Source organism: Pseudomonas sp. TE24901, assembly GCF_054058375.1.
In genome coordinates this window covers 101,358-125,924 of record NZ_JBSSAF010000001.1, presented here as the reverse complement: position 1 = coordinate 125,924, position 24,567 = coordinate 101,358, and the positions used below count along the sequence as shown (strand labels likewise).

Here is a 24,567-nt window from a genome sequence, read left to right as displayed (position 1 = left end):
GAGCGGGCTTGCTCGCGAAGAGGCCTTCACTAACAAAGCAAAAACAGCATCTGTACCCGAGCACTTAAACGCGCTGCCTGCCTGGGCAACGCGGTTCCATAAAAACAACAGCGAGGTGAAAGCATGTCTGGTAATCGTGGTGTCGTGTATCTCGGCAACGGCAAGGTCGAAGTACAGAAAATCGACTATCCCAAAATGCAGGACCCCCGTGGCAGGAAGATCGAGCACGGCGTCATCCTGCGCGTGGTCTCCACCAACATCTGCGGCTCCGACCAACACATGGTGCGCGGCCGTACCACCGCCCAGACCGGCCTGGTGCTCGGTCACGAGATCACCGGCGAAGTGATCGAGAAGGGCAGCGACGTCGAGAACCTGAAAATCGGCGACCTGGTGTCCGTGCCGTTCAACGTGGCCTGCGGCCGCTGCCGCTCCTGCAAGGAACAGCACACCGGCGTGTGCCTGACCGTTAACCCTGCCCGTGCCGGGGGGGCCTACGGCTACGTTGACATGGGCGATTGGACCGGTGGCCAAGCCGAGTACGTGCTGGTGCCGTACGCTGACTTCAACTTGCTCAAACTGCCGGACCGCGACAAGGCCATGGAAAAAATCCGCGACCTGACCTGCCTCTCCGACATCCTGCCGACCGGCTACCACGGCGCTGTAACTGCTGGCGTTGGCCCTGGCAGCACCGTGTACATCGCCGGTGCCGGCCCGGTTGGCCTGGCCGCTGCCGCTTCGGCCCGCCTGCTGGGCGCGGCGGTAGTGATCATCGGTGACGTCAACCCGATCCGCCTGGCCCACGCCAAGGCGCAAGGGTTTGAAATTGCCGACCTGTCCAAGGACACCCCGCTGCACGAACAGATCGCCGCCCTGCTGGGCGAGCCGGAAGTGGATTGCGCCGTCGACGCCGTGGGCTTCGAAGCCCGTGGCCATGGCCATGAAGGCGTGAAGGCCGAAGCGCCGGCCACTGTGCTGAACTCGCTGATGGGCGTGGTGCGCGTGGCAGGCAAGATCGGTATTCCTGGCCTGTACGTGACCGAAGACCCGGGTGCCGTGGATGCCGCCGCGAAAATGGGCAGCCTGAGCATTCGCTTTGGCCTCGGTTGGGCCAAGTCCCACAGCTTCCACACTGGGCAAACTCCGGTGATGAAGTACAACCGTCAGTTGATGCAGGCGATCATGTGGGACCGTATCAACATCGCCGAGATCGTGGGCGTGCAGGTGATCAGCCTGGATGACGCGCCGCGCGGTTATGGCGAGTTCGATGCGGGTGTGCCGAAGAAGTTTGTGATCGATCCGCACAAACTGTTCAGTGCGGCGTAACGTGCAAGGCTGAAAAAATGGCGACCCTGGAGGTCGCCATTTTTTATGGGTTACTTGAGGGTTGAGAGTCGCAGATAGGGATTAGCCACCTCACCGTTTTTAATCAAGCGCTTGCCGCCATAGTCACAATGAACTTTGCCGTTGCGCTCATTGATTTCTTCGGCCTTAAGTTGGTACTCCGGGCTCAGGTAGTCGTCCTCTGTTGCGGCGGTTTGCCCGGTCCACGTCTTGCCGTTGGCCGTGGCGGAGTATTGATAACCCTCGCCATATGGAGGGGGCAGGTCGGGGTCCGTGTAAGGTTTTGATTGAATGTCGCGGATGGCAGGGCATTGGCCCAAGTCGATGACCTGATTGCGCGGTTGCTGGCTGCTGATGGCACTGAATACAGCAAAAAAGTTGGGGATCAATCCGATCATGTGGGTTACAGCTCCTGAGTAGGGTTGCCAGATATAGGCGGCCCTGGGTGGGCTGTAACGGCGCTAGGGTTCCGGGGAATTGGCTACTTCCGGGAGGGGAAAGAGCGACACGCCGTCGCCCTGTTTGTTTCTGCTGTTTACGCCTGCAAGCGCCATTCTACGCCGGGAGCAAGTCGCCCAGCCGGAGAAGATCCAATGTGGGAGCGGGCTTGCTCGCGAAGGTGCTGTGTCAGTCGACACTTACATGACTGATCCACCGCATTCGCGAGCAAGCCCGCTCCCACAGGGGTTTAGTGGTGTCAGCGAGTCGCCAGCGCGCCCTGGTACAGCACGGGGCCGGTTGGTTGGCCGGTTGGCGAGCCACCTTTTGGTTCCAGGCTGACGGCGAGGGTTAGCGGGGCGGCGAGCAATGCCTGCTGCTCCTTGCTCAACTGAATTCGACCTTTGCCGGCAACAGGCACTAGGCCCAGGGACACCGGCTTACCGCCAGCCGGGATAGCCCACAGTTCCAAGACGCGCGTCGGTTCCACGGCGGCCAGTGACAGCGCCTCCACTTGTAAATGATCGCCAAACGCCTGGATCTGCAGCGCCGGTTGCTGGTTGGCACTGGCCAGTGTGGCGCTGTACTCGGGGCCGATGTCGCGTTGGTACAGCACGCCCACCAACAGCGTCATCCCCACCGCACAGGCGGCGACCAGTACGCGAACACTCATCCAGAACGGCTTCTTCGCCGGCATATGCAGCACCTGCGGTTCGATGCGCGCCTTGATGCCTGCCCACACATGTTCCGGCACCGGCCGTTCGGGCAACGCGCCGGTCAGGCTGGCAAGCGCGTCCTGCCAATGGCCAAGCTCGACGCGTAGCGCGGCATCCTCCAGCAGCAGGGCATCAAAACGCCGGCGTGCCGTGGCGGGCATCAACCCGATGGCGTAGTCGGCGGCGAGGGCGCGGCGCAGGGCGGTGGTCTGGTAGTTCATGATTCAAGGCACCTGCGCAGGCGCTCCATGCCGCGACGGATCCAGGATTTGACCGAACCCAGGGGCGCGGCCAGGTGTTCGGCCAACTCCGAGCATGACAAGCCCTGGAAGTAGGCCACGGTGATCGACTGGCGTTGCATGCCGTCCAGGGTGTCGAGGCAGCGGTTGAGGGCGCGTGCCTCGCGCTCGCTGTGGAGGTGGTCGTGGGCGCTGGGGCTGTCGTCGAGCAGGGCGTCCTGTTGGCCGTCGGCCAGGGGTTGTTCACGGCGTTTGCGCAACTGGTCGATAGCCAGGTTGCGGGTGATGTTGACCATCCAGGTCATCGGCGCGGCCAGGTGGGCTTCGTAGCGCGAGGCGTTGTACCAGATGCGCACAAAGGCTTCCTGCAGCACTTCTTCGGCCAGGTCAGGGCGCCCCATGAAACGCAAGGCCACGCCGTGCAGGCGCGGTGAGACACTGCGGTAAAGGGTTTCGAACGCCTGGCGGTTGCCCAGGGCACATTGGGCCAGCAAGGGCCGCAGCGGATCAGCATCGTTGATGGAAATAGGGCTTCTCCAAGCACTCGAACGAGAGCGACGGGACTGCGCACGGTAGGCAGAGGGTAGTTCAGCGCTTGCATTCATTCCATCCGACTCCGGGCGGTGCATGCCTGATATACGCGCGAGTACGTAATCCGGATGCAGCTTTTTCTGAACTCATCTCGGAGTGGGAACATTCCTTTGGAACTGTCAGTCAAACGCCTGCTTTTTAGCTCTTACTTTCAGAGGTTGTCTTGATGAAGATTTCACGCGGTTTTGCCCTGTCCTGCCTGCTGAGCGTGGCCGCTGGCCCGGTGTTTGCCGCAGGTTTCAGCCTCGGTGACGTGGCCAACGCCGTCTCCGGCGCCCAGGGCAACAACAAGGCGGCGGCAGCGGCGCCCAGCTCACAGACCGCCGGCCTGCTGAGTGCCCTGACCTCGCAACTGAACGTCACCCCGGAACAGGCGGTAGGCGGCACCGGCGCCATGCTGGGCCTGGCCAAGAACCAACTGAGCAGCACCGATTATTCACAACTGGGCAAAAGCGTGCCGGGCCTGGATCAACTCTCGGGGAGCAATTCCCTGGGCAGCCTCGGTGCCTTGAGCGGAATGCTCGGCCAGAGCGGCGGCAGCAAGACCAGCGGCCTGGATGGCCTGCTGGGCAACGTGAAAAACACCAGCGACCTGAACACCGCGTTCAGCGCGCTGGGCATGGACAGTGGGATGATCGGTCAGTTTGCCCCGGTGATCCTGCAATACCTGGGCGGCCAGGGTGCCAGCGAGTCGGTGCTGGGCAAGCTGGCGCAGGCTTGGGGCACTGGCGGTTAACGCCCTTGCGCGCGCAGTTGTTCGATGCGCGCGTCCTTTTCCATCCAGAGCTGGTTCACCCAGTTCTGGACGGTCTGGCGAAATGCCGGATCATTCTCGTAATCCCCCTGCCACAACGCCGGGTCCAGCTCGCGGGTGCGGATGTCGATGATCACCTTCGGCACCGCGCCACTGATCAAGTCCCAGAAACCCGGGATCTTCTCCTGTGGATACACCACGGTGACGTCAAGGATCGCGTCCAACTGCTCACCCATCGCCGCCAGTACGAACGCCACGCCGCCCGCCTTGGGCTTGAGCAACCGGGCAAACGGTGAGTCCTGCTGTTTGCGCTTGGCTTCACTGAACCGCGTGCCTTCCAGGTAATTGACCACCGTCACCGGCTGGCGCTTGAACAACTCGCAGGCTTCTTTGGTGATTTTCAGGTCCTGCCCCGCCAGTTCCGGGTGCTTGGCCAGGAAGGCTTTGGTGTATCGCTTCATGAAGGGGTAGTCCAGAGCCCACCATGCCAGGCCCAGGAAGGGCACCCAGATCAGCTCTTTTTTCAGGAAGAATTTGAAGAAAGGCGTGCGTCGGTTGAGCGTCTGGATCAGCGCCGGGATGTCCACCCAGGATTGGTGGTTGCTGATCACCAGGTAGGAGGTGTCACCGCGCAGGTCGTCGCCGCCGCGAATGTCCCATTGGGTGGGGATGCACAGCGAGAAGATCAGCTTGTCGATTTCGGCCCAGGTCTCGGCGATCCACATCACCGCCCAGGACATGTAGTCGCGCAAGCGGCCGGGGGCAACCAGCTTGAGCAGGGCAAACACCATCAACGGGCCGAACAAGACCAGGGTGTTGAGCAATAGCAGCAGGGTGACGAAACAGCCGGTGAGCAGGCGGCGCATAAGCAACTCTTGGAGTCCGGTGGGCGGGCCATCATAAGAGAGGTGAGTCTAGAGGCCAAATCGCAAATCGCCCGGCGAATGTTTCACAATGTGCCGGGTATGCTGCCAGCGAGCTAACTAACCGGCGCTTTTGCGGTCTAGAATCCGCCTACTTCTTTCCGAGGAAATCACTTCGTGAAACTGCTCCTTGCCGCCTTTGCCCTGGTTGCCTTGCCCGTCATGGCCGCCGAACCGACCCTCTACGGTCGCTACGAATACATCCAATTGCCGGAGATCGGCCAGACCTTCAAGGCCAAGATGGACACCGGCGCCCTGACCGCCTCGCTCTCTGCGCGCAACATCGAAACCTTCCAGCGTGACGGTGACGACTGGGTGCGCTTCCGCCTCGGCGGCAAGGATGCGAGTGACAAGGTCTACGAACACAAGGTGTCGCGCATCAGCAAGATCAAGAGCCGCGCCGATGAAGACGACGACAAGGACGAGGCCACTGTGGCCAAGCGCCCGGTGATCGACCTGGAAATGTGCCTGGGCAACGTCAAGCGCACCGTCGAGGTCAACCTCACCGACCGCAGCAGCTTCAACTACCCGCTGCTGATCGGTGCCAAGGCCCTGCGTGAATTCGGCGCAGCGGTAAACCCGGCACGTCGTTACACTGCTGACAAACCGGACTGCTGACGGACCACCATGGCGCATATCCTGATTGTCGAAGACGAAGCGGCCATCGCCGACACGCTGATATTCGCCCTGCAAGGCGAGGGCTTCACCACTACCTGGCTGAGCCTCGGCCAGGAAGCGCTGGCCCATCAGCGCCAGACGCCGGCCGACCTGATCATCCTCGACATCGGGCTGCCGGACATCACGGGCTTTGAAACCTGCAAGCAACTGCGCCGGTTCAGTGAAGTGCCGGTGATGTTCCTCAGCGCGCGGGATGGTGAGATCGACCGGGTGGTGGGGCTGGAGATCGGCGCCGACGACTATGTGGTCAAGCCGTTCAGCCCACGGGAGGTGACGGCGCGGGTCAGGGCGATCCTCAAGCGCATCGGCCCGGGCACTGCGCCCACGGTGTTCCAGGTGGATCTGGAGCGCATGCAGATCGCCTATCGCGGCCAGCCGTTGAGCCTGACGCGCCATGAGTTCCGTCTGTTGCAGAGCCTGCTGGAGCAACCCGAGCGGGTGTTCAGCCGCGAGCAATTGCTCGATGCGGTGGGCGTGGCGGCGGATGCGGGTTATGAGCGCAATATCGACAGCCATATCAAGAGCCTGCGCAGCAAACTGCGGACCGTGGCGGCCGATGCCGAGCCGATCCAGACCCACCGCGGCCTCGGTTACAGCTACAGCCCGAGCAACAGCTGATGCGCCTGGGGCTGCGGATCTTCCTGGTGTACGCGCTGTTTATCGGCCTCACCGGTTACTTTGTGCTCAGCACGGTGATGAAGGAAATCCGCCCGGGCGTGCGCCAGTCCACCGAAGAAACCCTGGTGGACACCGCCAACCTGCTGGCCGAGATCCTGCGCGATGACGTGAAGAACGGCACCCTCGGCCAGAGTCACTGGCCCGAACTGCTCAAGGCCTACGGCAACCGCCAGCCGGGCGCGACCATCTGGGGCTTGCCGAAGAACCAGGTCAACCATCGCATCTACGTGACCGACGCCCAGGGCACCGTGTTGCTCGACTCCACGGGCGAGGCGGTGGGCCAGGACTATTCCAAGTGGAACGACGTGTACCTGACCCTGCGCGGCGAGTACGGCGCCCGCTCCACCCGCAGCGAACTGGATGACCCGGCGTCGTCGGTGATGCACGTGGGCGCGCCGATCCGCGACAACGGGCAGATCATCGGCGTGGTCACCGTGGCCAAGCCCAACAGCTCGTTGCAGCCCTATGTTGATCGCACTGAACGTCGCCTGTTGTGGTACGGCGCCGGGTTGGTGGTCCTCGGTCTGTTGCTGGGTGCAGTGCTGTCGTGGTGGCTGAGCGTGGCGCTGCGCCGGCTCACGGCTTACGCAGAGGCCGTCAGCGAAGGCCGGCGCGCCGAGTTGCCGCATTACCGGGGCGGCGAGTTGAAGCAACTGTCCACCGCCGTTGAGCACATGCGCACGCAGCTGGAGGGCAAGGCCTACGTCGAGCATTACGTGCACACCCTGACCCATGAATTGAAAAGCCCGCTGGCGGCCATTCGGGGGGCGGCGGAGCTGTTGCAGGGCGATATGAATCGCGAGCAGCAGCAGCGGTTTGTCGGCAATATCGACAGCGAAAGTGCGCGCCTGCAGCAGTTGATCGAGCGGCTGTTGAACCTGGCGCAGGTGGAGCAGCGCCAGGGTCTTGAGGAGCAGGCGAGTATCCCGCTGGCCGCCATGGTCGACGACGTGCTCAAGGCCCAATGTGCGCGGATCGAAGGCGCCGGCTTGCAGGTCGAGCAGGCGATCAGCGCGGATGTGAAGGTGTATGGCGAACCCTTCCTGCTTCGCCAGGCATTCGGCAATCTGCTGGACAACGCGCTGGACTTTACGCCATCTGGAGGGGTGTTGAAGTTCAGCGCTCAAACCCACGCGCATGAAGTGCATGTCACGCTATTCAATGAGGCTGTGCCGATCCCCGACTACGCCTTGCCACGCCTGAGCGAGCGCTTTTACTCGCTGCCACGCCCGGCCAGCGGGCGCAAAAGCACGGGGCTTGGCCTCAACTTTGTCGAGGAAGTGATGAAGCTGCACGGCGGCGCGTTGCAGATCGGTAATGTCGACGGCGGTGTGCAAGTGGTGCTGCATCTCCACACAGTCTCCACATTGCCCACATAAATCGCCCACACAGTCTGCCCAGACTCTCCCCATCAAAACAGGGAGAGACCCATGAACCGCAGTCTGCTTTTCAAACTTGGCGCCATTGCGCTGCTGATCCTGCTGTTGCTGATTCCGTTGCTGATGATCAACGGCATCATCAGCGACCGCCAGCAGCTGCGCGACGGCGTATTGATGGACATCGCCCGCAGCTCCAGCTACAGCCAGCGCCTCACCGGCCCGGTGATGGTGGTGCCTTATCGCAAGACCGTGCGTGAGTGGAAACTCAATGAAAAGCTCAACAAACGCTACGAAGAAACCCGTGAAGAGCGCGGTCGTCTGTATTTCCTGCCGGATCGATTTGAGCTCGACGGCAAAGTGCAGACCGAACTGCGCGCACGGGGCATCTACCAGGCGCGGCTGTTCCATGCCGACACCCGCATCGGCGGACGTTTTGAAGTCCCTGCGCAATTGGGCATCACGGAAGATTTCACGGATTACCGCTTCGAACCGGCGTTTCTGGCGGTGGGCATCAGCGATATTCGCGGCATCGAAAACGCGCTGAAGCTGGAACTGGGCAACCAGCGCCTGGCGTTCGAACCGGGCTCCCAGGTGGATTGGCTGGGTGAAGGCGTGCACGTGGCGCTGCCGCAGCAAGACAGCAAGAAGCCCTACGTGGTGGAGTTCGCTTTCGACCTGCGCCTGCAAGGCACCGAACAGCTGCAAGTGGTGCCGGTGGGCAAGACCAGCCAGGTGACCCTGGCGTCCAACTGGCCGCACCCCAGCTTTATCGGCAACTTCCTGCCGGCCCAGCGTGAGGTCAGTGACCAGGGCTTCAGCGCCACCTGGCAAACCTCGTTCTTCTCCACCAACCTTGAGCAGGCGCTGCAAAGCTGTCTCGACGGGCAGGGCTGCAAAGACTTCAGCAACCGTGGCTTTGGCGTCAATTTCATCGACCCGGTGGACCAGTACCTCAAGAGCGACCGTGCGATCAAATACGCGCTGCTGTTCATCGCCCTGACCTTTGCCGGCTTCTTCCTGTTCGAGGTACTCAAGAGCCTGGCCGTGCACCCGGTGCAATACGCGTTGGTGGGGTTTGCGCTGGCGTTTTTCTACCTGCTGTTGTTGTCGTTGTCTGAGCACATCGGCTTTGCCATGGCCTACTTCATCTCGGCCAGTGCCTGTGTGTTGTTGATTGGTTTCTACGTGTGCCATGTGCTGCGCAGCGTCAGCCACGGCCTGGGCTTTTCGGTGGGGTTGGCGACGTTGTATGGCTTGTTGTACGGGTTGCTGAGTGCCGAGGATTACGCACTGCTGATGGGCTCGCTGCTGCTGTTCGGCCTGTTGGGTACGGTGATGGTGCTGACGCGCAAGCTGGATTGGTATGGCGTGGGCAAGCGCAAGGCGGTTGAGCCGTTGCAGTTTGACCTGGAGGCGGTGCAATGATCGGGTTGCGTGAGGATCAGCAGATGAAGGCGCGGATGGTCGACTACCTCAACCACGCTACTGCCCAATGTGGGAGCGGGCTTGCTCGCGAAAGCGGTGTGCCAGTCAACGCATCCGTTACTGAAAAACCGCATTCGCGAGCAAGCCCGCTCCCACAAGGGATCAGTGGTGAGCGTTAGGCTGGCGGTTGAGTTTCCAGCATCGAAGGGCGCTGGCTGACCTCGGCGTACCAGGCGGCAAGCTTGGGGTTGTCCTGGCGCCATTGCAGGTCGGGGTGACGGAAGTCCAGGTAACCCAAGGCGCATGCCACGCTGATCGCCGCGATGTCGAAATGGCTGCTCAGCTCGGCAATCGCGTCCTGCTCCAGCTCGGCGAGGGTGCGGCGGATCTTGTTGCGCTGCTCGTCGAGCCATTGGTCCCAGTGTTTTTCCACCGGGCGCATGGCGGTCTCGTAACGCACCAGCACGGCGGCATCCATGATGCCGTCGGCCATCGACGCCAGGGTCAGGCGGCGCCAGCGGGCGGAGCCGTCACGAGGGATCAGCGGGTTGCCGACGTGCTGGTGGTCCAGGTAGTCGAGGATCACCCGGCTGTCGTGCAGTGCCGACCCGTCGGCCAGGCGCAGGGCCGGGATCTTGCCCACGGGGTTGCCTTGCACCACCTGGGCGTCCGGGGCGACTGGTGTCGGCATGCAGGCCTGCAGGGCCACACGGTCCTGCTGGCCGGTTTCGATCAACAGCACGCGCACTTTGCGGACAAAGGGTGAAGCGGGGTTGTGGAACAAGGTCATGCTGGGAGCGGACATGGGTACACCTCACGTTGGGCAGTGGCTAGCCTAGAGATATTGCGGGTGTTTTTGAAGGCCTCTTCGCGAGCAAGCCCGCTCCCACATTCGACCGCGTATTTTCAGATGAAATGCGCTCGAATGTGGGAGCGGGCTTGCTCGCGAAAGCGCCCTCAGCCGCGCCGCTTAACTAACCCCCATACGCCAATGCCAGTGGGAATCCCCAACCCCACCCAGCTGAGCGAATCCCACAGCCCATCCCCCAGCAACGCCGCAAACAACCCCGCCGCACTGAGCACACCAATCCCGAGGGGAATGCCAAACACCTTCCAGAAACTCGACTGCCGCGGCTTCATGGCTTGGCCGCCTTGCGCCGCACGATCCACAGGTAGACCCCGCTGCCCAGCACGATGATGGTCAGCACATCCAGCACCGCCCACAGAATCTTCATCGGCATGCCGCCATAGTCGCCAAAGTGCAGCGGCTGGGACATGCCCATGGCGTCCATGTACCACGGCCGTTCGGCGATGGCGGTGACGGCCAGGGTGCTGGCGTCGATCAGCACTGGCGTGAGCAGGTGCGAGGTGAGGTGGGTGCTGCCTTTCATGAACACCGCGTAATGGTGCTCGCTGGAAAAGCGTGTGCCGGGGAAGGCGATGAAGTCCGGCTCCATGCCGGGCGCAGCCTTGGCGGCGATGGCCAGCAACTCGGTGGCCGGGGCTCGCTGGGTCAGCGGCGGAGCGTTCTTGTACGGCTCGATCATCGCGCTGAGGCTGTCCTGGCGCCAGGCGGCGATGATCAGGTCGGCGCAGGCGCTGATCACGCCCGTCACGCCCACCACCAGCGCCCAGGTCAGGGTGACCACGCCGATCAGGTTATGCAGGTCGAGCCAGCGCAGGCGGGTGGACTTGTCCTGGCGCACGGTGGCGAACTTCAAGCGGCGCATGAACGGCAGGTACAACACCGTGCCCGAGACAATCGCCACCACAAACAGAATGCCCATGAACGCCAGCAACAGCTTGCCCGGCAGGCCGGCGAACATGTCTACATGCAAGCGCAGCAGGAACAGCGTCAGCCCGCCATTGGCCGCAGGGGTTTCCACGGCTTCGCCGGTGCGCGCATCGAGCATGAAAGTGTGCGACGAATTGGGTTCGGTGCCGGCCGTGGCGGCCATGATTGCGATCACGCCGTTCTTGTCGTCTTCGTCCCAGGCCAGGTACTGCATGGCTTCGCCGGGACGATGGGCCTGGGCCTTGGCCACCAGTTGCTCCAGGTTGAGCTGCGGCGTGTCGGCGGGCATCTGCGCCAGTTCCGGCTCGTTGCCCAGCAGGTGGTCGATCTCGTGGTGAAACACCAGCGGCAGGCCGGTAAGGGCGAGCAGTAACAGGAACACCGTGCAGATCAGGCTGGTCCAGGTGTGGATGAAGGACCAGCGGCGGATGGTTTTGCTTTTCATTTTTTCAACCTTCAGACACACCAAAGCCGCCCATTGGGGCGGCCTGGTGATGAACTCAGCCGATTACCACTGGTAGGTGGCGCTGGCGACGACACTGCGTTGGTCGCCGAAGTAGCAGTAAGACGCGTCGCAGGTGGAAATGTAGTCCTTGTTGAACAGGTTCGTGGCATTCAACTTCACCGATGCACCTTTGAGGCTGTTATCGAGACGACCGAGGTCGTAGTGAACGGCTCCGTCGAATACGGTGTAGGCATCGGACTTGCCCAGCCAGGTGTTGGCCTGATCGCCATAGGTGTTACCGGTGTAGCGCGCACCGAAGCCGATGCCGAAGCCGTCGAGCACGCCGTTGTGCCAGGTGTAGTCTGTCCACAACGACGCCTGCTGGTTAGGTATCAGTTGCAGGCGATTACCTTTGTAGATGCCTGTTTGAACTTCGGACTTAGACAAGGTGTAGGAGGCAATGACCTTGAGGTTTTCGGTGACGTCGGATACCGCTTCCAGCTCCAAGCCTTTGACCTTCACTTCGCCTGCTTGATCAGTGATTGACTGGCTACCCGAACCAATTCGGGTCACCAACACGTTTTTCTGGGTCAGGTCGTAGACCGCTGCGCTCAGCAGTGTGTTGGAGCCGGGTGGCTGATACTTGATCCCTAGTTCCCATTGTTTGCCTTCGGTGGGCTTGTAGGACGTCAACGGGTCGACGCTGGCGTTGCTCGCAGGTTGAAACGACTCGGCATAGGACAGGTACGGCACGAAGCCGGAATCGAATACGTAGCTGATCGCCGCGTTGCCGCTGAAGTTTTTGCTGCGGTCGGTATTGGTGGCGTCTTTTTTATTGAAGTACGTGGTGCCCTGGTGCACCCAGTCTTCACGGCCACCGAGGGTCAGGCGCCATTTGTCCAGGGCCATCTGGTCTTGCGCGTAGAGGCCAGTCTGCACAGTCTTCTGGTTATAGTCGTAAAACGCATCGGAGCGCAAAGGACGTACTACTGGCGTGCTGTTGATCGGGTTGAAGATATTGACGCGTCCGGCGCCTCCGTAAATCGACAAGTAAGAGGTGTCGGTACGCTGGTGATCAAGGCCCAGTAGGAGGGTGTGGGTGATGTCGCCAGTGGCGAAGTCGGCCTGGAAATTGTTATCTACAGCGAACTGTCCGATGTTCTCGTCAACATTGGTTGAGAGACGATCCATATTGCCTGCGGCATCTACGGGGGCATAGGCATAGGCACCCACGGTCAGTTGTTGGAAAGACAACTCCGACTTTGTGTAGCGCAGGTTCTGTTTGAACTGCCAAGTGTCATTGAAGCGATGTTCGAACGCATACCCCAGTGCGTAGTAGGTACGGTCGTAGAACTCGTAGTCTGGGTCGCCGAGGTTCTTGTGGTGTGACACTTCGCCCAATGGCGAATGAATTTTGGTGCCCACGATAGGCAGGAACTGGCTAGTAGCACCGGTATCGTCGCGAGTGAACTGCGACAGGAAGGTCAGCTTCGTATCCGGGTCGATGTTCCAGGTCAGGCTCGGCGCGATGTTGTAGCGCTTGTTGTCGATGTGATCGACCTGGGTGCCGGCATCCCGTACCACGCCGCTGAGACCATAGAGGAACTGGCCTTCGTCATCGATCTTGCCGGTGCTGGCGAAGTTGATCTGACGGTAGTTGTCGCTGCCGTATTGCACCTGCACGGCATTGCTCGACTCGGCGCTGGGACGGCGGCTGACCATGTCCAGCAGGCCACCGGGTGGGGTCTGGCCGTAAATCGAAGACGCCGGTCCGCGCAGCAGGGCGAGGCGGTCGAGGTTCCAGGTTTCCGCTTTCGGGTTGGCGTACACACCGCGTGGCAGCGGCAGGCCGTCGAGGAACTGAGTGGGTTCGAAGCCGCGCACACGCATCCAGTCGTAACGGGTGTCGCTGCCGTAGCTGGCGGACACGATACCGGGCATGTATTTGACGGCGTCATCCAGGTTCTGGACGTTGCGGTCCTGCATCTGCTGGCGGGTGGCGACGGAAATCGAGCGCGGTGCTTCGACCAGCGCCGTGTCGGTCTTGGTGCCAGCGGCGGTACGGGTCGCCAGGTAGCCCTGCACCGGGCCCCAGGCGCTTTCGTAATTGGCATCTTGCCCGGTGATGCTGGTTTCCGGCAGGGCCACCACACCGTCGGGGATCGCAACCAGGGTGAAGGTGCCGGCACTGCTTTGCTCCAGCTGCAAACCGGTGCCACGCAGGGCTTCACGCAGCGCGCCCTGTGGGTCGAACTGGCCTTTGACCGGTGCCGAGGTCTTGCCCGAGGCCAGCGCCGGGTTGAGGGTCAGCGCCAGGCCGGCCTGGCTGGCGATCTGGTTCAACGTGGTGGCCAGCGGCGCCGCCGGCAGGTTGTAGGCGCGCACGTTCGAGGCTTGTTCGGCTGCCATCAGTGCAGTACTGGCCAGCGGGGTGCTCAAGGCAATGGCCACGGCTAACAGGCTGGGGCGCAACAAGGTGTCTAGCGTGCGGGACATAGGGCGGCTCCTGAATGGAAATATTTCTCAATTGCCTAGGTGCCGAACGAGAATTGAAAAGTGATAGGGCGGGGTGAAAATATTTTTTTGGAGGGCCTTGAGGGCCTCTTCGCAGGCAAGCCAGCTCCCACATTTGATTGGGTTCACACGGTCAAAATGTGGGAGCTGGCTTGCCTGCGATAGCAATAGCCCTGGCACCGCCGAACCTAAGGCTTGGCCCTGACCGTCACCCACCACGGCGTGTGCTGCTCGATCTGCACCGGCAAGGTGGGCAGCAGGGCATTGAGTGCCAGGGTGGTGTCATGCAGCGGGAAGCTGCCGGTAATCCGCAGGTCCGCCACGTTCTTATCCACACCCAGGTACCCGGTGCGGTAGCGGCTCAGTTCGTCAACCACATCGCCCAGGCGCGCGTTGTCCACCACCAGCATGCCGCGGGTCCAGGCGTCGGTGGCGGGGGTGACGGCCAGCGCAGGGCCCAGGCCGTCGCTGCGCATCAGCACTTGCTGGCCTTCCTTGAAGATCTGTTCCTGGTGCAACGCCTCGGGCTGCGCGGCCACGGCCGATTGCAGCACGCTCAGGCGCGTGGCGTCGTCTTCGCGCTTGACGATAAACCGTGTTCCCAGAGCGCGCAGGTTGCCGTCGCGGGTTTGCACATAGAAGGGGCGGGCGTCGTTGTGGCCGGTCTCGACCAGAATCTCGCCTTCCTGCAATACGATCAGCCGGCGCTTTTCATCAAAACGCACGTCAATGGCGCTGTGGGTGTTGAGGTTGATCAGCGTACCGTCCGCCAGTTTCAGCGTGCGTTGCTCGCCTGTCGCAGTGCGTTGATCAGCCATCCAATAGTGGATTGGCACATAGCGCTCACCGGCAAACAACGCCAGGCCGATCACCAGCGCAACACTGGCCAGGCCGCTGCCCAGCTTGCGCACCCGCTGGCGAATGCCTTCGCGCGACTGCAACAGTGCCGCCCGCGCCGGGCCTGAGGCCACGCTGAAACGCTGGTCGAGCATGCCCAGTTGGCGCCAGGCGCGGGCGTGTTCTTCATCGCTGGCCAGCCATTTGGCGAATTCTTCACGCTCCACCGCACTGCCGTCCCCCGAGTCGAGGGACAGTTGCCAGGCAATCGCGGCGTCCAGCACACGGGCCGAAACCGGCCGGGAGCTTGTCACAGCGGCTCGCCATACAGCGCGATGTAGCACTGGCGAATGCCCTGGGCCAGGTACTGGCGCACGCGGGGAACGGAGACGCCGAGGCGCTGGGCGATTTCTGCATGGCCCAGGCCGTCGAGGCGGTTGTAGAGGAAGGCGGCGCGAGCCTTGCTCGACAGCTTGCCGAGCAGGCGGTCGATGGCCTTGAGGTCTTCGAGGATCAGTTGCTGTTCTTCGGGCGAAGGGTGTTCGCTTTCCGGGATCAGCATCAATTCGGTGAGGTAGGCCTGTTCGAGGGCCGCGCGGCGGAAGTAGTCGAACAGTAGCCCTTTGGCGATTGCCACCAGGAACGCCCGTGGCTCGCGGGGTGCGCGCAACTCGTCACGGCCCAGCAGGCGCATGAAGGTGTCCTGGCTCAGGTCTTCGGCGCGACTCGGGCAGGCCACGTTGCGCCGCAGCCAGGCCAACAGCCAGCCACGATGGTCGCGATACAACGCGCCAACAAGCTCACTGTGTGGGTTCTGGACCGACGACAAGGCATCACCGAATAAACAAAAGGTTTAAACTAACGAGAATTATTCGCGATTGTGTCAGAGGCGTCGGATGGGCGCAATTGGCGTCTGTCGGGCAATGCTATTAAAACGATGGCGCTTGCTTGCGCCGTTTCCATTGACTCAAACGCTCTTGCAACGCCTGCGGTGTGTCGATGTGCTGTTGGCGTGCGCGGCTGAACAGGATCAGCATCAGCTCAGCCGTGGCCAAGGCATCGGCACTGGCGTGATGGCGTTCGCCTACGTGCAGCTTGAAGTGCCGGGTCCAATCGTCGAGCCCGGCTTCACGGATGTTCGCATCAGGGCACAGCAGCGGGGCGAGGTCGGCCACGTCGAGAAACGGGTGCGCCAGGCGGTAACCCAGGCTGTCCTTGAGTGCCCTGCAGAGCATGTGTTGATCGAACGGCGCATGAAACGCAAGCAATGGGCTATCACCGACAAACGCCATGAAATCCAGCAGCGCCTCCACCGGGTCGCTGCCGGCGGCGATGGCGCTGGGCCCCAGGCCATGGATCAGTACGCTGGGGCTGAGTTTGGTCTCGGCCCGTTGCAGGGTGCGTTCGAACATCTGCGAGAAGTCCACGGCGCCGTCTTCGATCACTACCGCGCCGATGGACAGCACCTGGTCTCGGTTGAGGTTCAGCCCGCTGGTTTCCAGGTCCACCACGACCCAACGTTGGCTGTGCAGTGCGCCGTCGCCCAATGCGCCGGCCGCAGGCAGTTGGGCCAGGCGCTGTTGTTGCGTTGCATCGAGCCCGGGTTTTTTCGGGCGCAACCAGTTGAACAGCCTCACAGTTGATACCGCAAGGTCAGGCTGGCTTGCAGGCGTTGGGCCTGGCGCAGGGATTCACGCAGGATGCGCCGGTCCAGGTGGTTGAGGCTGTCGGGGTCGACGCGGTTGGAATACGGCTGGTTCTCACGGGTCTGCAACTGATGCTGCTGCATGCGGGTTTGCTGGATGAAGTGATACGCCTCTTCGTACGCTGCGCCGTCCAGGGGCTCGATCACTTCCTTGGCCACCAGCTGGCGCAGGCGTTCCAGCGTGTTGTTGGCGGGAATGCCGTTGGCCAGGGCCAGCAGGCGCGCACCGTCGACAAAGGGTGTGAGGCCTTGCACCTTGAGGTCCAGGGTGGCTTTCTCACCGCCTTTGCGCGTCAGTACAAACTCACGGAAGCGCCCCACGGGCGGGCGATGGCGCAGGGCGTTCTCGGCCAGCATGCGCTGGAACAACCGGTTGTCCGCCACTTGATCAAGAATGCCCTGGCGCAGTTGCTCGCAGCCGCGCTCATCGCCCCACACCACCCGCAGGTCGAAATAAATGCTCGAGCCCAGCAGGTTCTCCGGCGTGGCCTCGCGAATGAATGCCGCAAAACGCCGCGCCCATTCTGCCCGCGACAGGCACAGCTCGGGGTTGCCGGCCATGATGTTGCCCTTGCACAGGCTGAACCCGCACAGCGCCAGGCTCTGGTTGATCTGCTGGGCCAGTGGCAACAGTCGCCCACGGATCGCCGCCGCCTCGGCCGCGTCCTTGGCGTCGAACAGAATGCCGTTGTCCTGGTCGGTGAACAGCGTCTGCTCACGACGGCCTTCGCTGCCGAAACACAACCAACTGAACGGCACGCCGGGGTCGCCTTTTTCGGCGAGGGTCAACTCGATCACCCGGCACACGGTGTGATCGTTGAGCAGCGTAATGATGTGGGTGATCTGGGTTGATGACGCGCCGTGGGCCAGCATGCGCTCGACCAACTGCCCGATCTCACCGCGAATCGCCACCAGGTTCTCCACCCGGGGCGCATTGCGGATGGTGCGGGCCAGGTGCACCAGGTCGACGCGTTGCAGGGAAAACAGGTCGCGCTCGGACACCACGCCGCACAAGCGCTGGTCCTTGACCAGGCACACGTGGGCGATATGCCGCTCGGTCATGGCGATCGCGGCGTCGAAGGCGCTGTGGTCCGGTGTTAAAAAGAAGGGCGCTTGGGTCATATGACCTTCTATGACCTGATTGAAGTCGCTGGTGCCATCGGCCACCACCTGGCGCAGGTCGCGCAGGGTAAAGATGCCCAGGGGCGTCTTGTGTTCATCGACGATCACGATGCTGCCCACCTGTTGCTCATGCATCAGCGTCACCGCCTCGCGCAGCGGCGTATTCGGGCTGCAGGTGACCGGGTGGCGCATGGCCAATTCGCCCAGGCGCGTGTTCAGTGAGTATTGGGTGCCGAGGGTCTCCACGGCTTTCTGCTGGACCTGCTGGTTGACCTGGTCGAGCAGGCTGCTGACGCCGCGCAGGGCAAAGTCACGAAACGGGCTGGAAAGCGCGAACAGCTTGATGAACGCCGGCTTGTTCAGTTGCAGGCAGAAGGTGTCTTCGGCGGCCTTGTGCTCGGTGCGGGTCGCTCGTTCACCCAGCAAGGCAGCCAGCGGGAAGCACTCGCCGGTGGTGATTTCGAAGGTGGTTTCGGTGGAATCCGGCCGCTCGCCCACGACGCGGCCCTGCTTGACGATATAGAAGTGTTCCACAGGCCCGCCCGAGGGCTTGAGGATGCTGTCTCCGGGGCCGTAGAAGCGTAATTGGCACTGTTCTACCAGGAACGCCAGGTGCGCGTGTTCCATCTGGTTGAACGGTGGGAAGCGTTGCAGGAATTGCAGGGTGCCGTGGATGTTCTGCAACACGGCGGTTTTCCCCGCCTGCGTGAAAGCATCAGCTTTACTCATAACAGTGACCGCAGTTTTTTTGTCGTTATCGTCAGGCATGGTCAACTCCTGCGCAGCGGGTGCCCATTGGACGTAAGTCTAGGTACTGGTAAAACCACTCACGACTAGGGAAAAACCTTACATGACTATCGTCCAAAACCCGTAGAACGCCCACTAGGCAAACTTTCCGACGAAGTGCACATTGATCGCCCTTCCGCAGATGTCTGACGAGTGTGCTGGGAGATTGATGAGAACTGCTGAGAACCGTATGTCCGACCACGATATTTTGAGTGATGCCGAGCGCGAGGCGCTGAGCGCCGTGATGCTGGAGCCTGATTTACCGCCGCAACGGGTGTTGATTGTCGACGACGACAAGGACGCGCGTGAATTGCTGGCGGAAATCCTGGGGCTGGACGGCATTCGCTGCATGACCGCCGACAGCGGCGAGGCGGCGTGGGACTTGCTGAAGTCCAGCAGCTCCATTGGTTTGCTCATTACTGACCTGCGCATGGCACCCAGCAATGGCTTGGAACTGATCCGACAAGTGCGCGAATCCACACGGGCGGCGTTGCCGATCATCATCATGTCGGGTGACGCCGAAGCGCCGGATGTGATCGATGCGATGCATTTGAGCGTGGTGGACTTCTTGCTGAAGCCGATCGATAGCGTGAAGTTGGCGAAGATGGTGAAGCGGGAATTGGGAATGGCGTCCTGATTTTTTGGTGAAGATGCGGTCCCAAAGAAAAAGCCCCGATCTTTCGACCGGGGCTTTTTTCATTTACAGGCCGTTTTTGGCCTTGAACTCCCGACGCCGACGGTGCAACACCGGCTCGGTGTAGCCGTTGGGTTGCTTGGTGCCTTCAATCACCAACTCCACCGCTGCCTGGAACGCGATGTTGCTGTCGAAGTCCGGTGCCAGCGGGCGGTACAGCTTATCCCCGGCATTCTGACGGTCCACCACCGGCGCCATGCGCTTGAGGCTTTCCAGCACCTGGGCTTCGTTGACGATACCGTGGCGCAGCCAGTTGGCGATGTGCTGGCTGGAGATGCGCAGGGTGGCGCGGTCTTCCATCAGGCCCACGTCGTTGATGTCCGGCACCTTCGAGCAGCCAACTCCCTGGTCGATCCAGCGCACCACGTAACCCAGGATGCCCTGGGCGTTGTTGTCCAGCTCGTTGCGGATTTCTTCGTCAGACCAATCGGTGTTGGTGGCCAGAGGAATGGTCAGGATGTCGTCCACCGAGGCGCGCTCGCGCTTGGCCAACTCGGCCTGGCGGGCAAACACATCAACCTTGTGGTAGTGCAGCGCGTGCAGTGCTGCCGCGGTAGGCGACGGTACCCAAGCCGTGTTGGCGCCGGCCAATGGGTGGGCGATTTTCTGTTCGAGCATCGCCGCCATCAGGTCGGGCATGGCCCACATGCCTTTACCGATCTGTGCGCGACCTTGCAGGCCGGTGCTCAGGCCGATGTCGACGTTCCAGTTTTCGTAGGCGCCGATCCACTTTTCGGCCTTCATGGCGGCTTTGCGCACCATCGCGCCCGCTTCCATGGAGGTGTGGATTTCGTCGCCGGTGCGGTCGAGGAAGCCGGTGTTGATGAACACCACGCGCTCGCTGGCCGCCTTGATGCAGGCCTTGAGGTTGACCGTGGTACGGCGCTCCTCGTCCATGATCCCGACTTTCAGTGTGTTGCGTGGCAGGTTCAGGACGTCTTCGATGCGGCCGAACAGCTCGTTGGTGAACGCGGCTTCTTCCGGGCCGTGCATCTTCGGCTTCACGATGTACACCGAACCGGTGCGGCTGTTCTTGCGGCTGCTGGTGCCGTTGAGGCTGTGAATCGCCGCCAGGCTGGTGACCAGGCCGTCGAGAATGCCTTCCGGCACTTCGTTGCCGTCTTTGTCGAGGATCACGTCGATGGTCATCAAATGGCCAACGTTGCGCACGAACAACAGCGAACGGCCATGCAAGGTCACGTCCTGGCCATTCACGCCGGTGTAGACGCGGTCAGGGTTCATGGTGCGGGTGAAGGTCTTGCCGCCCTTGGCCACTTCTTCGGCCAGGTCACCCTTCATCAGGCCGAGCCAGTTGCGGTAGATCACCACTTTGTCGTCGGCATCGACGGCGGCCACGGAGTCTTCGCAGTCCATGATGGTGGTCAGCGCGGCTTCCATCAGCACGTCTTTGACGCCGGCGGCGTCGGTCTGGCCGACCGGGGTGCTGGCGTCGATCTGGATTTCGAAGTGCAGGCCGTTGTGTTTCAGCAGGATCGCAATCGGCTCCGCCGCAGGGCCCTGGAAACCGATCAGCTGCGCATCGTCACGCAGGCCGCTGTTGCTGCCGCCCTTGAGGCTGACGATCAGCTTGCCATCAACGATCTTGTAGCCGTTGGAGTCGACGTGGCTGCCAGCAGTGAGCGGCGCGGCTTCGTCGAGGAAGGCGCGGGCAAAGGCGATCACCTTGTCGCCACGCACTTTGTTGTAGCCCTGGCCCTTTTCGGCACCATTGGCTTCGCTGATGGCGTCGGTGCCATACAGCGCGTCATACAACGAGCCCCAGCGCGCATTGGAGGCGTTGAGGGCGAAACGGGCATTCATCACCGGTACGACCAGCTGTGGGCCGGCCATGCGGGCGATTTCGTCATCGACGTTTTGGGTCGTGGCCTGGAAGTCTGCGGCTTCTGGCAGCAGGTATCCGATGTCTTGCAGGAAGGCCTTGTAGGCCACCGGGTCGTGGGCCTGGCCGGCGTGGGTTTGGTGCCAGGTATCGATCCGCGCTTGGAAATCGTCGCGTTTGGCGAGTAGGGCTTTGTTCTTCGGTGCCAGGTCGTGGATGACCTTGTCGGCGCCGGCCCAGAACTGCTCGGCGGTGATGCCGGTACCGGGAATGGCTTCGTTGTTCACGAAGTCGAACAGGACTTTGGCGACCTGCAGGCCACCGACTTGAACGTGTTCAGTCATCTCTTGCCTCACTCTTCGGAGCTTATGCGCTTTTCAGCTTTTCAATTTACCAATGAAGCCTCTGGCCATTTAAACCACGAACCCGATCCCCCAGTACATGCCGTTCAGGCGGCTGGGCTGGCGGGTTATCGCGATGCGTTGGTGCCTTGGCAGACATCGACCTAACGTTATGTAGTGCGCGATTGGGCATACTACATGATGACTTGCGGTTGTGAAAATCAGACCAAATACGTCGTTTAGCGACCCACCTGTGACATTCGGTCACAGTGGGGAACGGGATGTTCTCAAAAAACTACTGGATTGTTCCAGATAAATATAAAAATGGTACACGATTTGTTTTCATGGACCTGTGCGTCCACTTTGTAGGGATAAGGCCCTTGGGCCTTGCGGCGATCATCGGGCCGCTATCGTCGGCAAGCCGGCGCCTATAGAACAACAATGCCCCTGAGGAATTTCGCCATGGACCATCTTGTACTCACAATTATCGCCGCCGACAAACCCGGGCTGGTTGAACGCATTGCGCAAAACATTGCGGCCCAGGGTGGCAATTGGCTGGAAAGCCGCATGGCCCATATGGCCGGGCAGTTTGCCGGGATCTTGCGGGTCAGCGTTCCCACGGAGAACCGTCAGGCATTGGTGGGCGCGCTGGAAGACTTGTCCACCCATGGCATCCGTGTGCTGGTGGGCGAGGGCAGCAGCGGGCAGGCGTCGGCCTCCAAGTCGATCATGATGACGCTGGTGGGCAATGACCGTTCGGGCATCGTGCGTGAGATCACTGCGCTGTTGAGCAAGCAGGGCGTGAACCTGGAAAGCCTGAGCACCGACGTGCGCCCGGCGCCCATGAGTGGCGACCCGCTGTTTACCGCCGAGGCACTGTTGCAGGTGCCGGCGACGTTATCCCTGGATGACTTGCAGGTGTCCCTGGAAACCCTGGCGGATGATTTGATGGTGGAGTTGCACAACGAGGAATAATCCATCCACAAGGTTATGCATGGAAATCTTGCATGGGCCTGTGGATAACCTGTAGAGACCCGGCGCCAGCCCATGCCGGCCGGGCTTCTTCGCCCGCTGAGCAAAAAACGAGCAGTTTCAAGGGCTTGTGCACAAATGGCGGGGATCAGGCTGTGGATAACCTTGGGGTGGATGCCTGCAAGCCACGCCCGCTGTGGCTTGCAGAGGTTTGTACGTTATTTGATCAGCGTTTGCGCACAGTCAGCCACGCGTCCAGGCTGTAGACCACCAGGCCGGCCCAGATAAAGGCGAAGGCAATCAACGTGCTCGACGCCAGGTGTTCGCCAAACAGCAGCACGGCCTCCAGCAGTACCAACGTCGGTGCGACGTACTGCAAAAAGCCCAGGGCGGTGTAGGGCAAATGCCGTGCGGCGGCGTTGAAACACACCAGCGGGATCAGCGTCACCGGGCCTGCGGCCACTAGCCACCAGGCTTCGGAGGTGCTCCAGAACGCCAGTTGTGCACTGTGTGCGGTCGGGTTGAACAGCAGCCAGGCCACGGCGATCGGCACCAGCATCCAGGTTTCCACCACCAGCCCCGGCAGCGCCTTGACCGGTGCCTGTTTGCGGATCAGCCCGTAGAACCCGAACGTCAGCGCCAGCACCAGTGACACCCAAGGCAGGCTGCCCACCTGCCACACCTGTTGCGCCACGCCCACCGCGGCCAGCCCGACGGCAACCCATTGCAGACGGCGCAGGCGCTCGCCAAGCAGCAGCATGCCAAGCAGCACATTCACCAAAGGGTTGATGTAGTAACCCAGGCTCGCTTCCAGCATGCGCCCGCTGTTCACCGACCACACATAGGTCAGCCAGTTGCCCGCAATCAATGACCCACTGAGCGCCAGGATGGCCAAGCGCTTGGGGTTGTCGAGCAGTTCGCGCAACCAGCCTGGGTGTTTCCATACCAACAGCAACAAACCACCGAACAACGCCGACCACAGCACGCGGTGCACGATGATCTCGGCGGCAGGCACACTGGCGATGGCTTTGAAGTAGATCGGGAACAGGCCCCAAATGACGTAGGCGCTCAGGCCCAGGATGTACCCCTTGCGGGGGTTGGCGGGTTGCATTGCAGAATCCTTGCTTAGGCAGCTAACAAAGCGCGATTGTAAGGATATTTGTCAGGCAATGTGTGCTGAAAAATGGCCCCGACCCTGTTCCCACATCCCCTGTAGGAGCCGGCTTGCCGGCGATACGCCAGTGAGGGCGGCGGTGATCTTGAGGATGCTATCGCCGGCAAGCCGGCTCCTACAGGTCGAGTGTGAGTCAGAAGAGTTTGAGGGGCTCTTCGTTGAGGGCCGCCAGTTGCTCGCGCAAGGCCAGCACCTGATCGCCCCAATAGCGTTCGCTGCCAAACCACGGGAAGCTGTGGGGGAACGCCGGGTCATCCCAGCGCCGTGCCAGCCAGGCGCTGTAATGCATCAGACGCAGCGCGCGCAGGGGCTCGATCAGGGCCAGTTCACGCGGGTCGAAATCGTGGAACTCCTGGTAACCGTCCATCAATTCCGACAACTGCCCCAGGCATTCCTGGCGGTCGCCGGCGAGCATCATCCACAGGTCCTGCACCGCCGGGCCCATGCGGCAGTCGTCGAGGTCGACGATGTGGAACATCTCGTCACGGCACATCATGTTGCCGGGGTGGCAGTCGCCGTGCATGCGGATGTTCTTGTGCGGCGTGGCCTTGTACACCTCTTCCACGCGCTTGAGCAGGTCGCGGGCCACGGACTCGTAGGCCGGCAGCAGGCTCTTGGGAATGAAGTTGCCTTCCAGCAGGGTGGTCAGGGAGTCCTGGCCGAAGTTCTTAACACCCAGCGCTTCGCGGTGTTCGAATGGACGGGTGGAGCCCACCGCATGCAGGCGCCCGAGCAATTGCCCAAGGCGATACAACTGGTCGAGATTGCCTGGCTCCGGCGCGCGGCCACCACGGCGGGGGAACAGGGTGAAGCGGAAACCCGCGTGTTCGAACAGGCTTTCGCCGTTGTGGATCAGTGGCGCGACCACCGGTACTTCGCATTCAGCCAGTTCGAAGGTGAAGCGGTGTTCTTCCAGGATCGCTTCGTTGGTCCAGCGCTGAGGCCGGTAGAACTTGGCGATCAGCGGTTCGGAATCTTCGATGCCCACCTGGTAGACGCGGTTTTCGTAGCTGTTGAGCGCCAGAACGCGCGCGTCGCTGAGAAAGCCGATGCTTTCGACAGCGTCGAGTACCAGGTCGGGGGTGAGTGTTTCAAACGGGTGGGCCATGCGAACTCCTGCGCGCAGCAGGGCGCCGCGTCCGGCCGGGTATGGTAACAGCATCGATAGGTGGTGGCTGTG

The 24,567-nt window shown here is 61.7% G+C and carries 23 protein-coding genes; 8 read left to right on the top strand and 15 right to left on the bottom strand.

The genetic code is table 11. The features are described from left to right. Positions 1-123: 123 nt before the first annotated feature. A complete protein-coding gene (gene fdhA, locus ACVWVP_RS00570) occupies positions 124-1,323 on the top strand; it encodes a formaldehyde dehydrogenase, glutathione-independent (RefSeq protein ID WP_178920192.1) in 1,200 nt (399 codons plus the stop codon). A 50-nt stretch (positions 1,324-1,373) separates the two neighbouring features. On the opposite strand, the gene ACVWVP_RS00565 is transcribed toward fdhA, so the two are convergent. From ACVWVP_RS00565 to ACVWVP_RS00555, 3 genes are all read right to left on the bottom strand, one after another. Continuing rightward, positions 1,374-1,739, bottom strand: a complete 366-nt coding sequence (locus ACVWVP_RS00565) for a hypothetical protein (RefSeq protein ID WP_178920193.1) — start codon at positions 1,737-1,739, stop codon at positions 1,374-1,376. A 299-nt stretch (positions 1,740-2,038) separates the two neighbouring features. Next, the gene (locus ACVWVP_RS00560) at positions 2,039-2,716 is read right to left on the bottom strand and encodes an anti-sigma factor (protein WP_457404163.1); all 678 of its coding nucleotides are present in this window, start codon (positions 2,714-2,716) and stop codon (positions 2,039-2,041) included. Then, positions 2,713-3,339, bottom strand: coding sequence for a sigma-70 family RNA polymerase sigma factor (locus ACVWVP_RS00555; RefSeq protein ID WP_457404161.1), 627 nt, complete (start codon positions 3,337-3,339; stop codon positions 2,713-2,715). Before ACVWVP_RS00555 ends, ACVWVP_RS00560 begins: the two co-directional genes overlap by 4 nt. Before the next feature lie 152 nt (positions 3,340-3,491). Between ACVWVP_RS00555 and ACVWVP_RS00550 the strand changes: the two genes are divergently transcribed. Next, positions 3,492-4,061 (top strand): DUF2780 domain-containing protein, encoded by a 570-nt coding sequence (locus ACVWVP_RS00550; RefSeq protein ID WP_178920196.1) that lies wholly within the window; start codon positions 3,492-3,494, stop codon positions 4,059-4,061. Here the strand turns inward: ACVWVP_RS00550 and ACVWVP_RS00545 are convergent. Next, positions 4,058-4,945 carry an acyltransferase gene (locus ACVWVP_RS00545; RefSeq protein ID WP_178920197.1) on the bottom strand — a complete coding sequence of 296 codons (888 nt, stop codon included), beginning with the start codon at positions 4,943-4,945 and terminating at the stop codon, positions 4,058-4,060. The two genes, ACVWVP_RS00550 and ACVWVP_RS00545, sit on opposite strands and share 4 nt — an antisense overlap. 174 nt (positions 4,946-5,119) lie before the next feature. On the opposite strand from ACVWVP_RS00545, the gene rloA2 reads away from it, so the two are divergent. The 4 genes from rloA2 to creD are packed head-to-tail and all read left to right on the top strand — an operon-like array spanning position 5,120 to position 9,162. After that, positions 5,120-5,620, top strand: coding sequence for a retropepsin-like aspartic peptidase RloA2 (gene rloA2 / locus ACVWVP_RS00540; RefSeq protein WP_176996664.1), 501 nt, complete (start codon positions 5,120-5,122; stop codon positions 5,618-5,620). A gap of 9 nt (positions 5,621-5,629) precedes the next feature. Further along, positions 5,630-6,298 carry a two-component system response regulator CreB gene (creB, locus tag ACVWVP_RS00535; RefSeq protein WP_178920198.1) on the top strand — a complete coding sequence of 223 codons (669 nt, stop codon included), beginning with the start codon at positions 5,630-5,632 and terminating at the stop codon, positions 6,296-6,298. After that, entirely contained in the window at positions 6,298-7,737 is a 1,440-nt protein-coding gene (gene creC / locus ACVWVP_RS00530; RefSeq protein WP_457404158.1) for a two-component system sensor histidine kinase CreC, read from the top strand. The genes creB and creC overlap by 1 nt, the downstream gene beginning before the upstream one ends. Positions 7,738-7,788: 51 nt before the next feature. Next, entirely contained in the window at positions 7,789-9,162 is a 1,374-nt protein-coding gene (creD, locus tag ACVWVP_RS00525; protein ID WP_457404156.1) for a cell envelope integrity protein CreD, read from the top strand. Between the two features lie 175 nt (positions 9,163-9,337). Here creD and ACVWVP_RS00520 read toward each other — a convergent pair whose 3' ends face one another. The 8 genes from ACVWVP_RS00520 to ACVWVP_RS00485 all read right to left on the bottom strand — a co-directional run bounded on the left by ACVWVP_RS00520 (position 9,338) and on the right by ACVWVP_RS00485 (position 18,309). After that, positions 9,338-9,967, bottom strand: coding sequence for a glutathione S-transferase (locus tag ACVWVP_RS00520; RefSeq protein ID WP_178920201.1), 630 nt, complete (start codon positions 9,965-9,967; stop codon positions 9,338-9,340). Between the two features lie 152 nt (positions 9,968-10,119). Next, the gene (locus ACVWVP_RS00515; RefSeq protein WP_178920202.1) at positions 10,120-10,302 is read right to left on the bottom strand and encodes a hypothetical protein; all 183 of its coding nucleotides are present in this window, start codon (positions 10,300-10,302) and stop codon (positions 10,120-10,122) included. After that, complete coding sequence (locus tag ACVWVP_RS00510) at positions 10,299-11,402, bottom strand: PepSY-associated TM helix domain-containing protein (protein WP_176996652.1); 1,104 nt, start codon at positions 11,400-11,402, stop codon at positions 10,299-10,301. The genes ACVWVP_RS00515 and ACVWVP_RS00510 overlap by 4 nt, the downstream gene beginning before the upstream one ends. Positions 11,403-11,465: 63 nt before the next feature. Beyond that, positions 11,466-13,898, bottom strand: a complete 2,433-nt coding sequence (locus tag ACVWVP_RS00505) for a TonB-dependent siderophore receptor (RefSeq protein ID WP_178920204.1) — start codon at positions 13,896-13,898, stop codon at positions 11,466-11,468. 206 nt (positions 13,899-14,104) lie between these two features. After that, positions 14,105-15,067 (bottom strand): FecR domain-containing protein, encoded by a 963-nt coding sequence (locus ACVWVP_RS00500; RefSeq protein WP_457404152.1) that lies wholly within the window; start codon positions 15,065-15,067, stop codon positions 14,105-14,107. After that, positions 15,064-15,582, bottom strand: a complete 519-nt coding sequence (locus ACVWVP_RS00495) for an RNA polymerase sigma factor (RefSeq protein ID WP_178920206.1) — start codon at positions 15,580-15,582, stop codon at positions 15,064-15,066. The genes ACVWVP_RS00500 and ACVWVP_RS00495 overlap by 4 nt, the downstream gene beginning before the upstream one ends. A gap of 100 nt (positions 15,583-15,682) precedes the next feature. After that, on the bottom strand, positions 15,683-16,390 hold the full coding sequence (locus ACVWVP_RS00490) for a 3'-5' exonuclease (RefSeq protein WP_178920207.1): 708 nt from the start codon (positions 16,388-16,390) through the stop codon (positions 15,683-15,685). After that, on the bottom strand, positions 16,387-18,309 hold the full coding sequence (locus ACVWVP_RS00485; RefSeq protein ID WP_178920208.1) for a putative nucleotidyltransferase substrate binding domain-containing protein: 1,923 nt from the start codon (positions 18,307-18,309) through the stop codon (positions 16,387-16,389). The genes ACVWVP_RS00490 and ACVWVP_RS00485 overlap by 4 nt, the downstream gene beginning before the upstream one ends. A gap of 247 nt (positions 18,310-18,556) precedes the next feature. Here ACVWVP_RS00485 and ACVWVP_RS00480 point away from each other — a divergent pair, with 247 nt between their 5' ends. Beyond that, positions 18,557-19,003: a response regulator gene (locus ACVWVP_RS00480; RefSeq protein ID WP_058426679.1), complete on the top strand. Its 447-nt coding sequence runs from the start codon at positions 18,557-18,559 to the stop codon at positions 19,001-19,003. A 63-nt stretch (positions 19,004-19,066) separates the two neighbouring features. Here the strand turns inward: ACVWVP_RS00480 and ACVWVP_RS00475 are convergent, their stop codons facing one another. Further along, on the bottom strand, positions 19,067-21,244 hold the full coding sequence (locus ACVWVP_RS00475; protein WP_457404150.1) for a malate synthase G: 2,178 nt from the start codon (positions 21,242-21,244) through the stop codon (positions 19,067-19,069). A gap of 459 nt (positions 21,245-21,703) precedes the next feature. Here ACVWVP_RS00475 and ACVWVP_RS00470 point away from each other — a divergent pair, with 459 nt between their 5' ends. Next, complete coding sequence (locus ACVWVP_RS00470) at positions 21,704-22,216, top strand: glycine cleavage system protein R (protein WP_178920210.1); 513 nt, start codon at positions 21,704-21,706, stop codon at positions 22,214-22,216. Positions 22,217-22,439: 223 nt separating this feature from the next. Here the strand turns inward: ACVWVP_RS00470 and rarD are convergent, their stop codons facing one another. Next, positions 22,440-23,324 carry an EamA family transporter RarD gene (rarD, locus tag ACVWVP_RS00465; protein WP_176996646.1) on the bottom strand — a complete coding sequence of 295 codons (885 nt, stop codon included), beginning with the start codon at positions 23,322-23,324 and terminating at the stop codon, positions 22,440-22,442. Between the two features lie 196 nt (positions 23,325-23,520). After that, positions 23,521-24,495 (bottom strand): serine/threonine protein kinase, encoded by a 975-nt coding sequence (locus ACVWVP_RS00460; protein ID WP_178920211.1) that lies wholly within the window; start codon positions 24,493-24,495, stop codon positions 23,521-23,523. Positions 24,496-24,567 lie beyond the last annotated feature (72 nt).

Bases quoted from the DNA above. Each gene is read 5' to 3' on its own strand.
- fdhA (WP_178920192.1), top strand. From the start codon at position 124: ATGTCTGGTAATCGTGGTGTCGTGTATCTCGGCAACGGCAAGGTCGAA.
- ACVWVP_RS00515 (WP_178920202.1), bottom strand. From the start codon at position 10,302: ATGAAGCCGCGGCAGTCGAGTTTCTGGAAGGTGTTTGGCATTCCCCTC.
- creC (WP_457404158.1), top strand. From the start codon at position 6,298: ATGCGCCTGGGGCTGCGGATCTTCCTGGTGTACGCGCTGTTTATCGGC.
- ACVWVP_RS00545 (WP_178920197.1), bottom strand. From the start codon at position 4,945: ATGCGCCGCCTGCTCACCGGCTGTTTCGTCACCCTGCTGCTATTGCTC.
- ACVWVP_RS00520 (WP_178920201.1), bottom strand. From the start codon at position 9,967: ATGTCCGCTCCCAGCATGACCTTGTTCCACAACCCCGCTTCACCCTTT.
- ACVWVP_RS00475 (WP_457404150.1), bottom strand. From the start codon at position 21,244: ATGACTGAACACGTTCAAGTCGGTGGCCTGCAGGTCGCCAAAGTCCTG.
- ACVWVP_RS00510 (WP_176996652.1), bottom strand. From the start codon at position 11,402: ATGAAAAGCAAAACCATCCGCCGCTGGTCCTTCATCCACACCTGGACC.
- ACVWVP_RS00560 (WP_457404163.1), bottom strand. From the start codon at position 2,716: ATGAACTACCAGACCACCGCCCTGCGCCGCGCCCTCGCCGCCGACTAC.
- rarD (WP_176996646.1), bottom strand. From the start codon at position 23,324: ATGCAACCCGCCAACCCCCGCAAGGGGTACATCCTGGGCCTGAGCGCC.
- ACVWVP_RS00470 (WP_178920210.1), top strand. From the start codon at position 21,704: ATGGACCATCTTGTACTCACAATTATCGCCGCCGACAAACCCGGGCTG.
- creD (WP_457404156.1), top strand. From the start codon at position 7,789: ATGAACCGCAGTCTGCTTTTCAAACTTGGCGCCATTGCGCTGCTGATC.
- ACVWVP_RS00480 (WP_058426679.1), top strand. From the start codon at position 18,557: ATGTCCGACCACGATATTTTGAGTGATGCCGAGCGCGAGGCGCTGAGC.
- ACVWVP_RS00485 (WP_178920208.1), bottom strand. From the start codon at position 18,309: ATGAGTAAAGCTGATGCTTTCACGCAGGCGGGGAAAACCGCCGTGTTG.
- ACVWVP_RS00565 (WP_178920193.1), bottom strand. From the start codon at position 1,739: ATGATCGGATTGATCCCCAACTTTTTTGCTGTATTCAGTGCCATCAGC.
- ACVWVP_RS00460 (WP_178920211.1), bottom strand. From the start codon at position 24,495: ATGGCCCACCCGTTTGAAACACTCACCCCCGACCTGGTACTCGACGCT.
- ACVWVP_RS00550 (WP_178920196.1), top strand. From the start codon at position 3,492: ATGAAGATTTCACGCGGTTTTGCCCTGTCCTGCCTGCTGAGCGTGGCC.
- ACVWVP_RS00555 (WP_457404161.1), bottom strand. From the start codon at position 3,339: ATGAATGCAAGCGCTGAACTACCCTCTGCCTACCGTGCGCAGTCCCGT.
- ACVWVP_RS00505 (WP_178920204.1), bottom strand. From the start codon at position 13,898: ATGTCCCGCACGCTAGACACCTTGTTGCGCCCCAGCCTGTTAGCCGTG.
- creB (WP_178920198.1), top strand. From the start codon at position 5,630: ATGGCGCATATCCTGATTGTCGAAGACGAAGCGGCCATCGCCGACACG.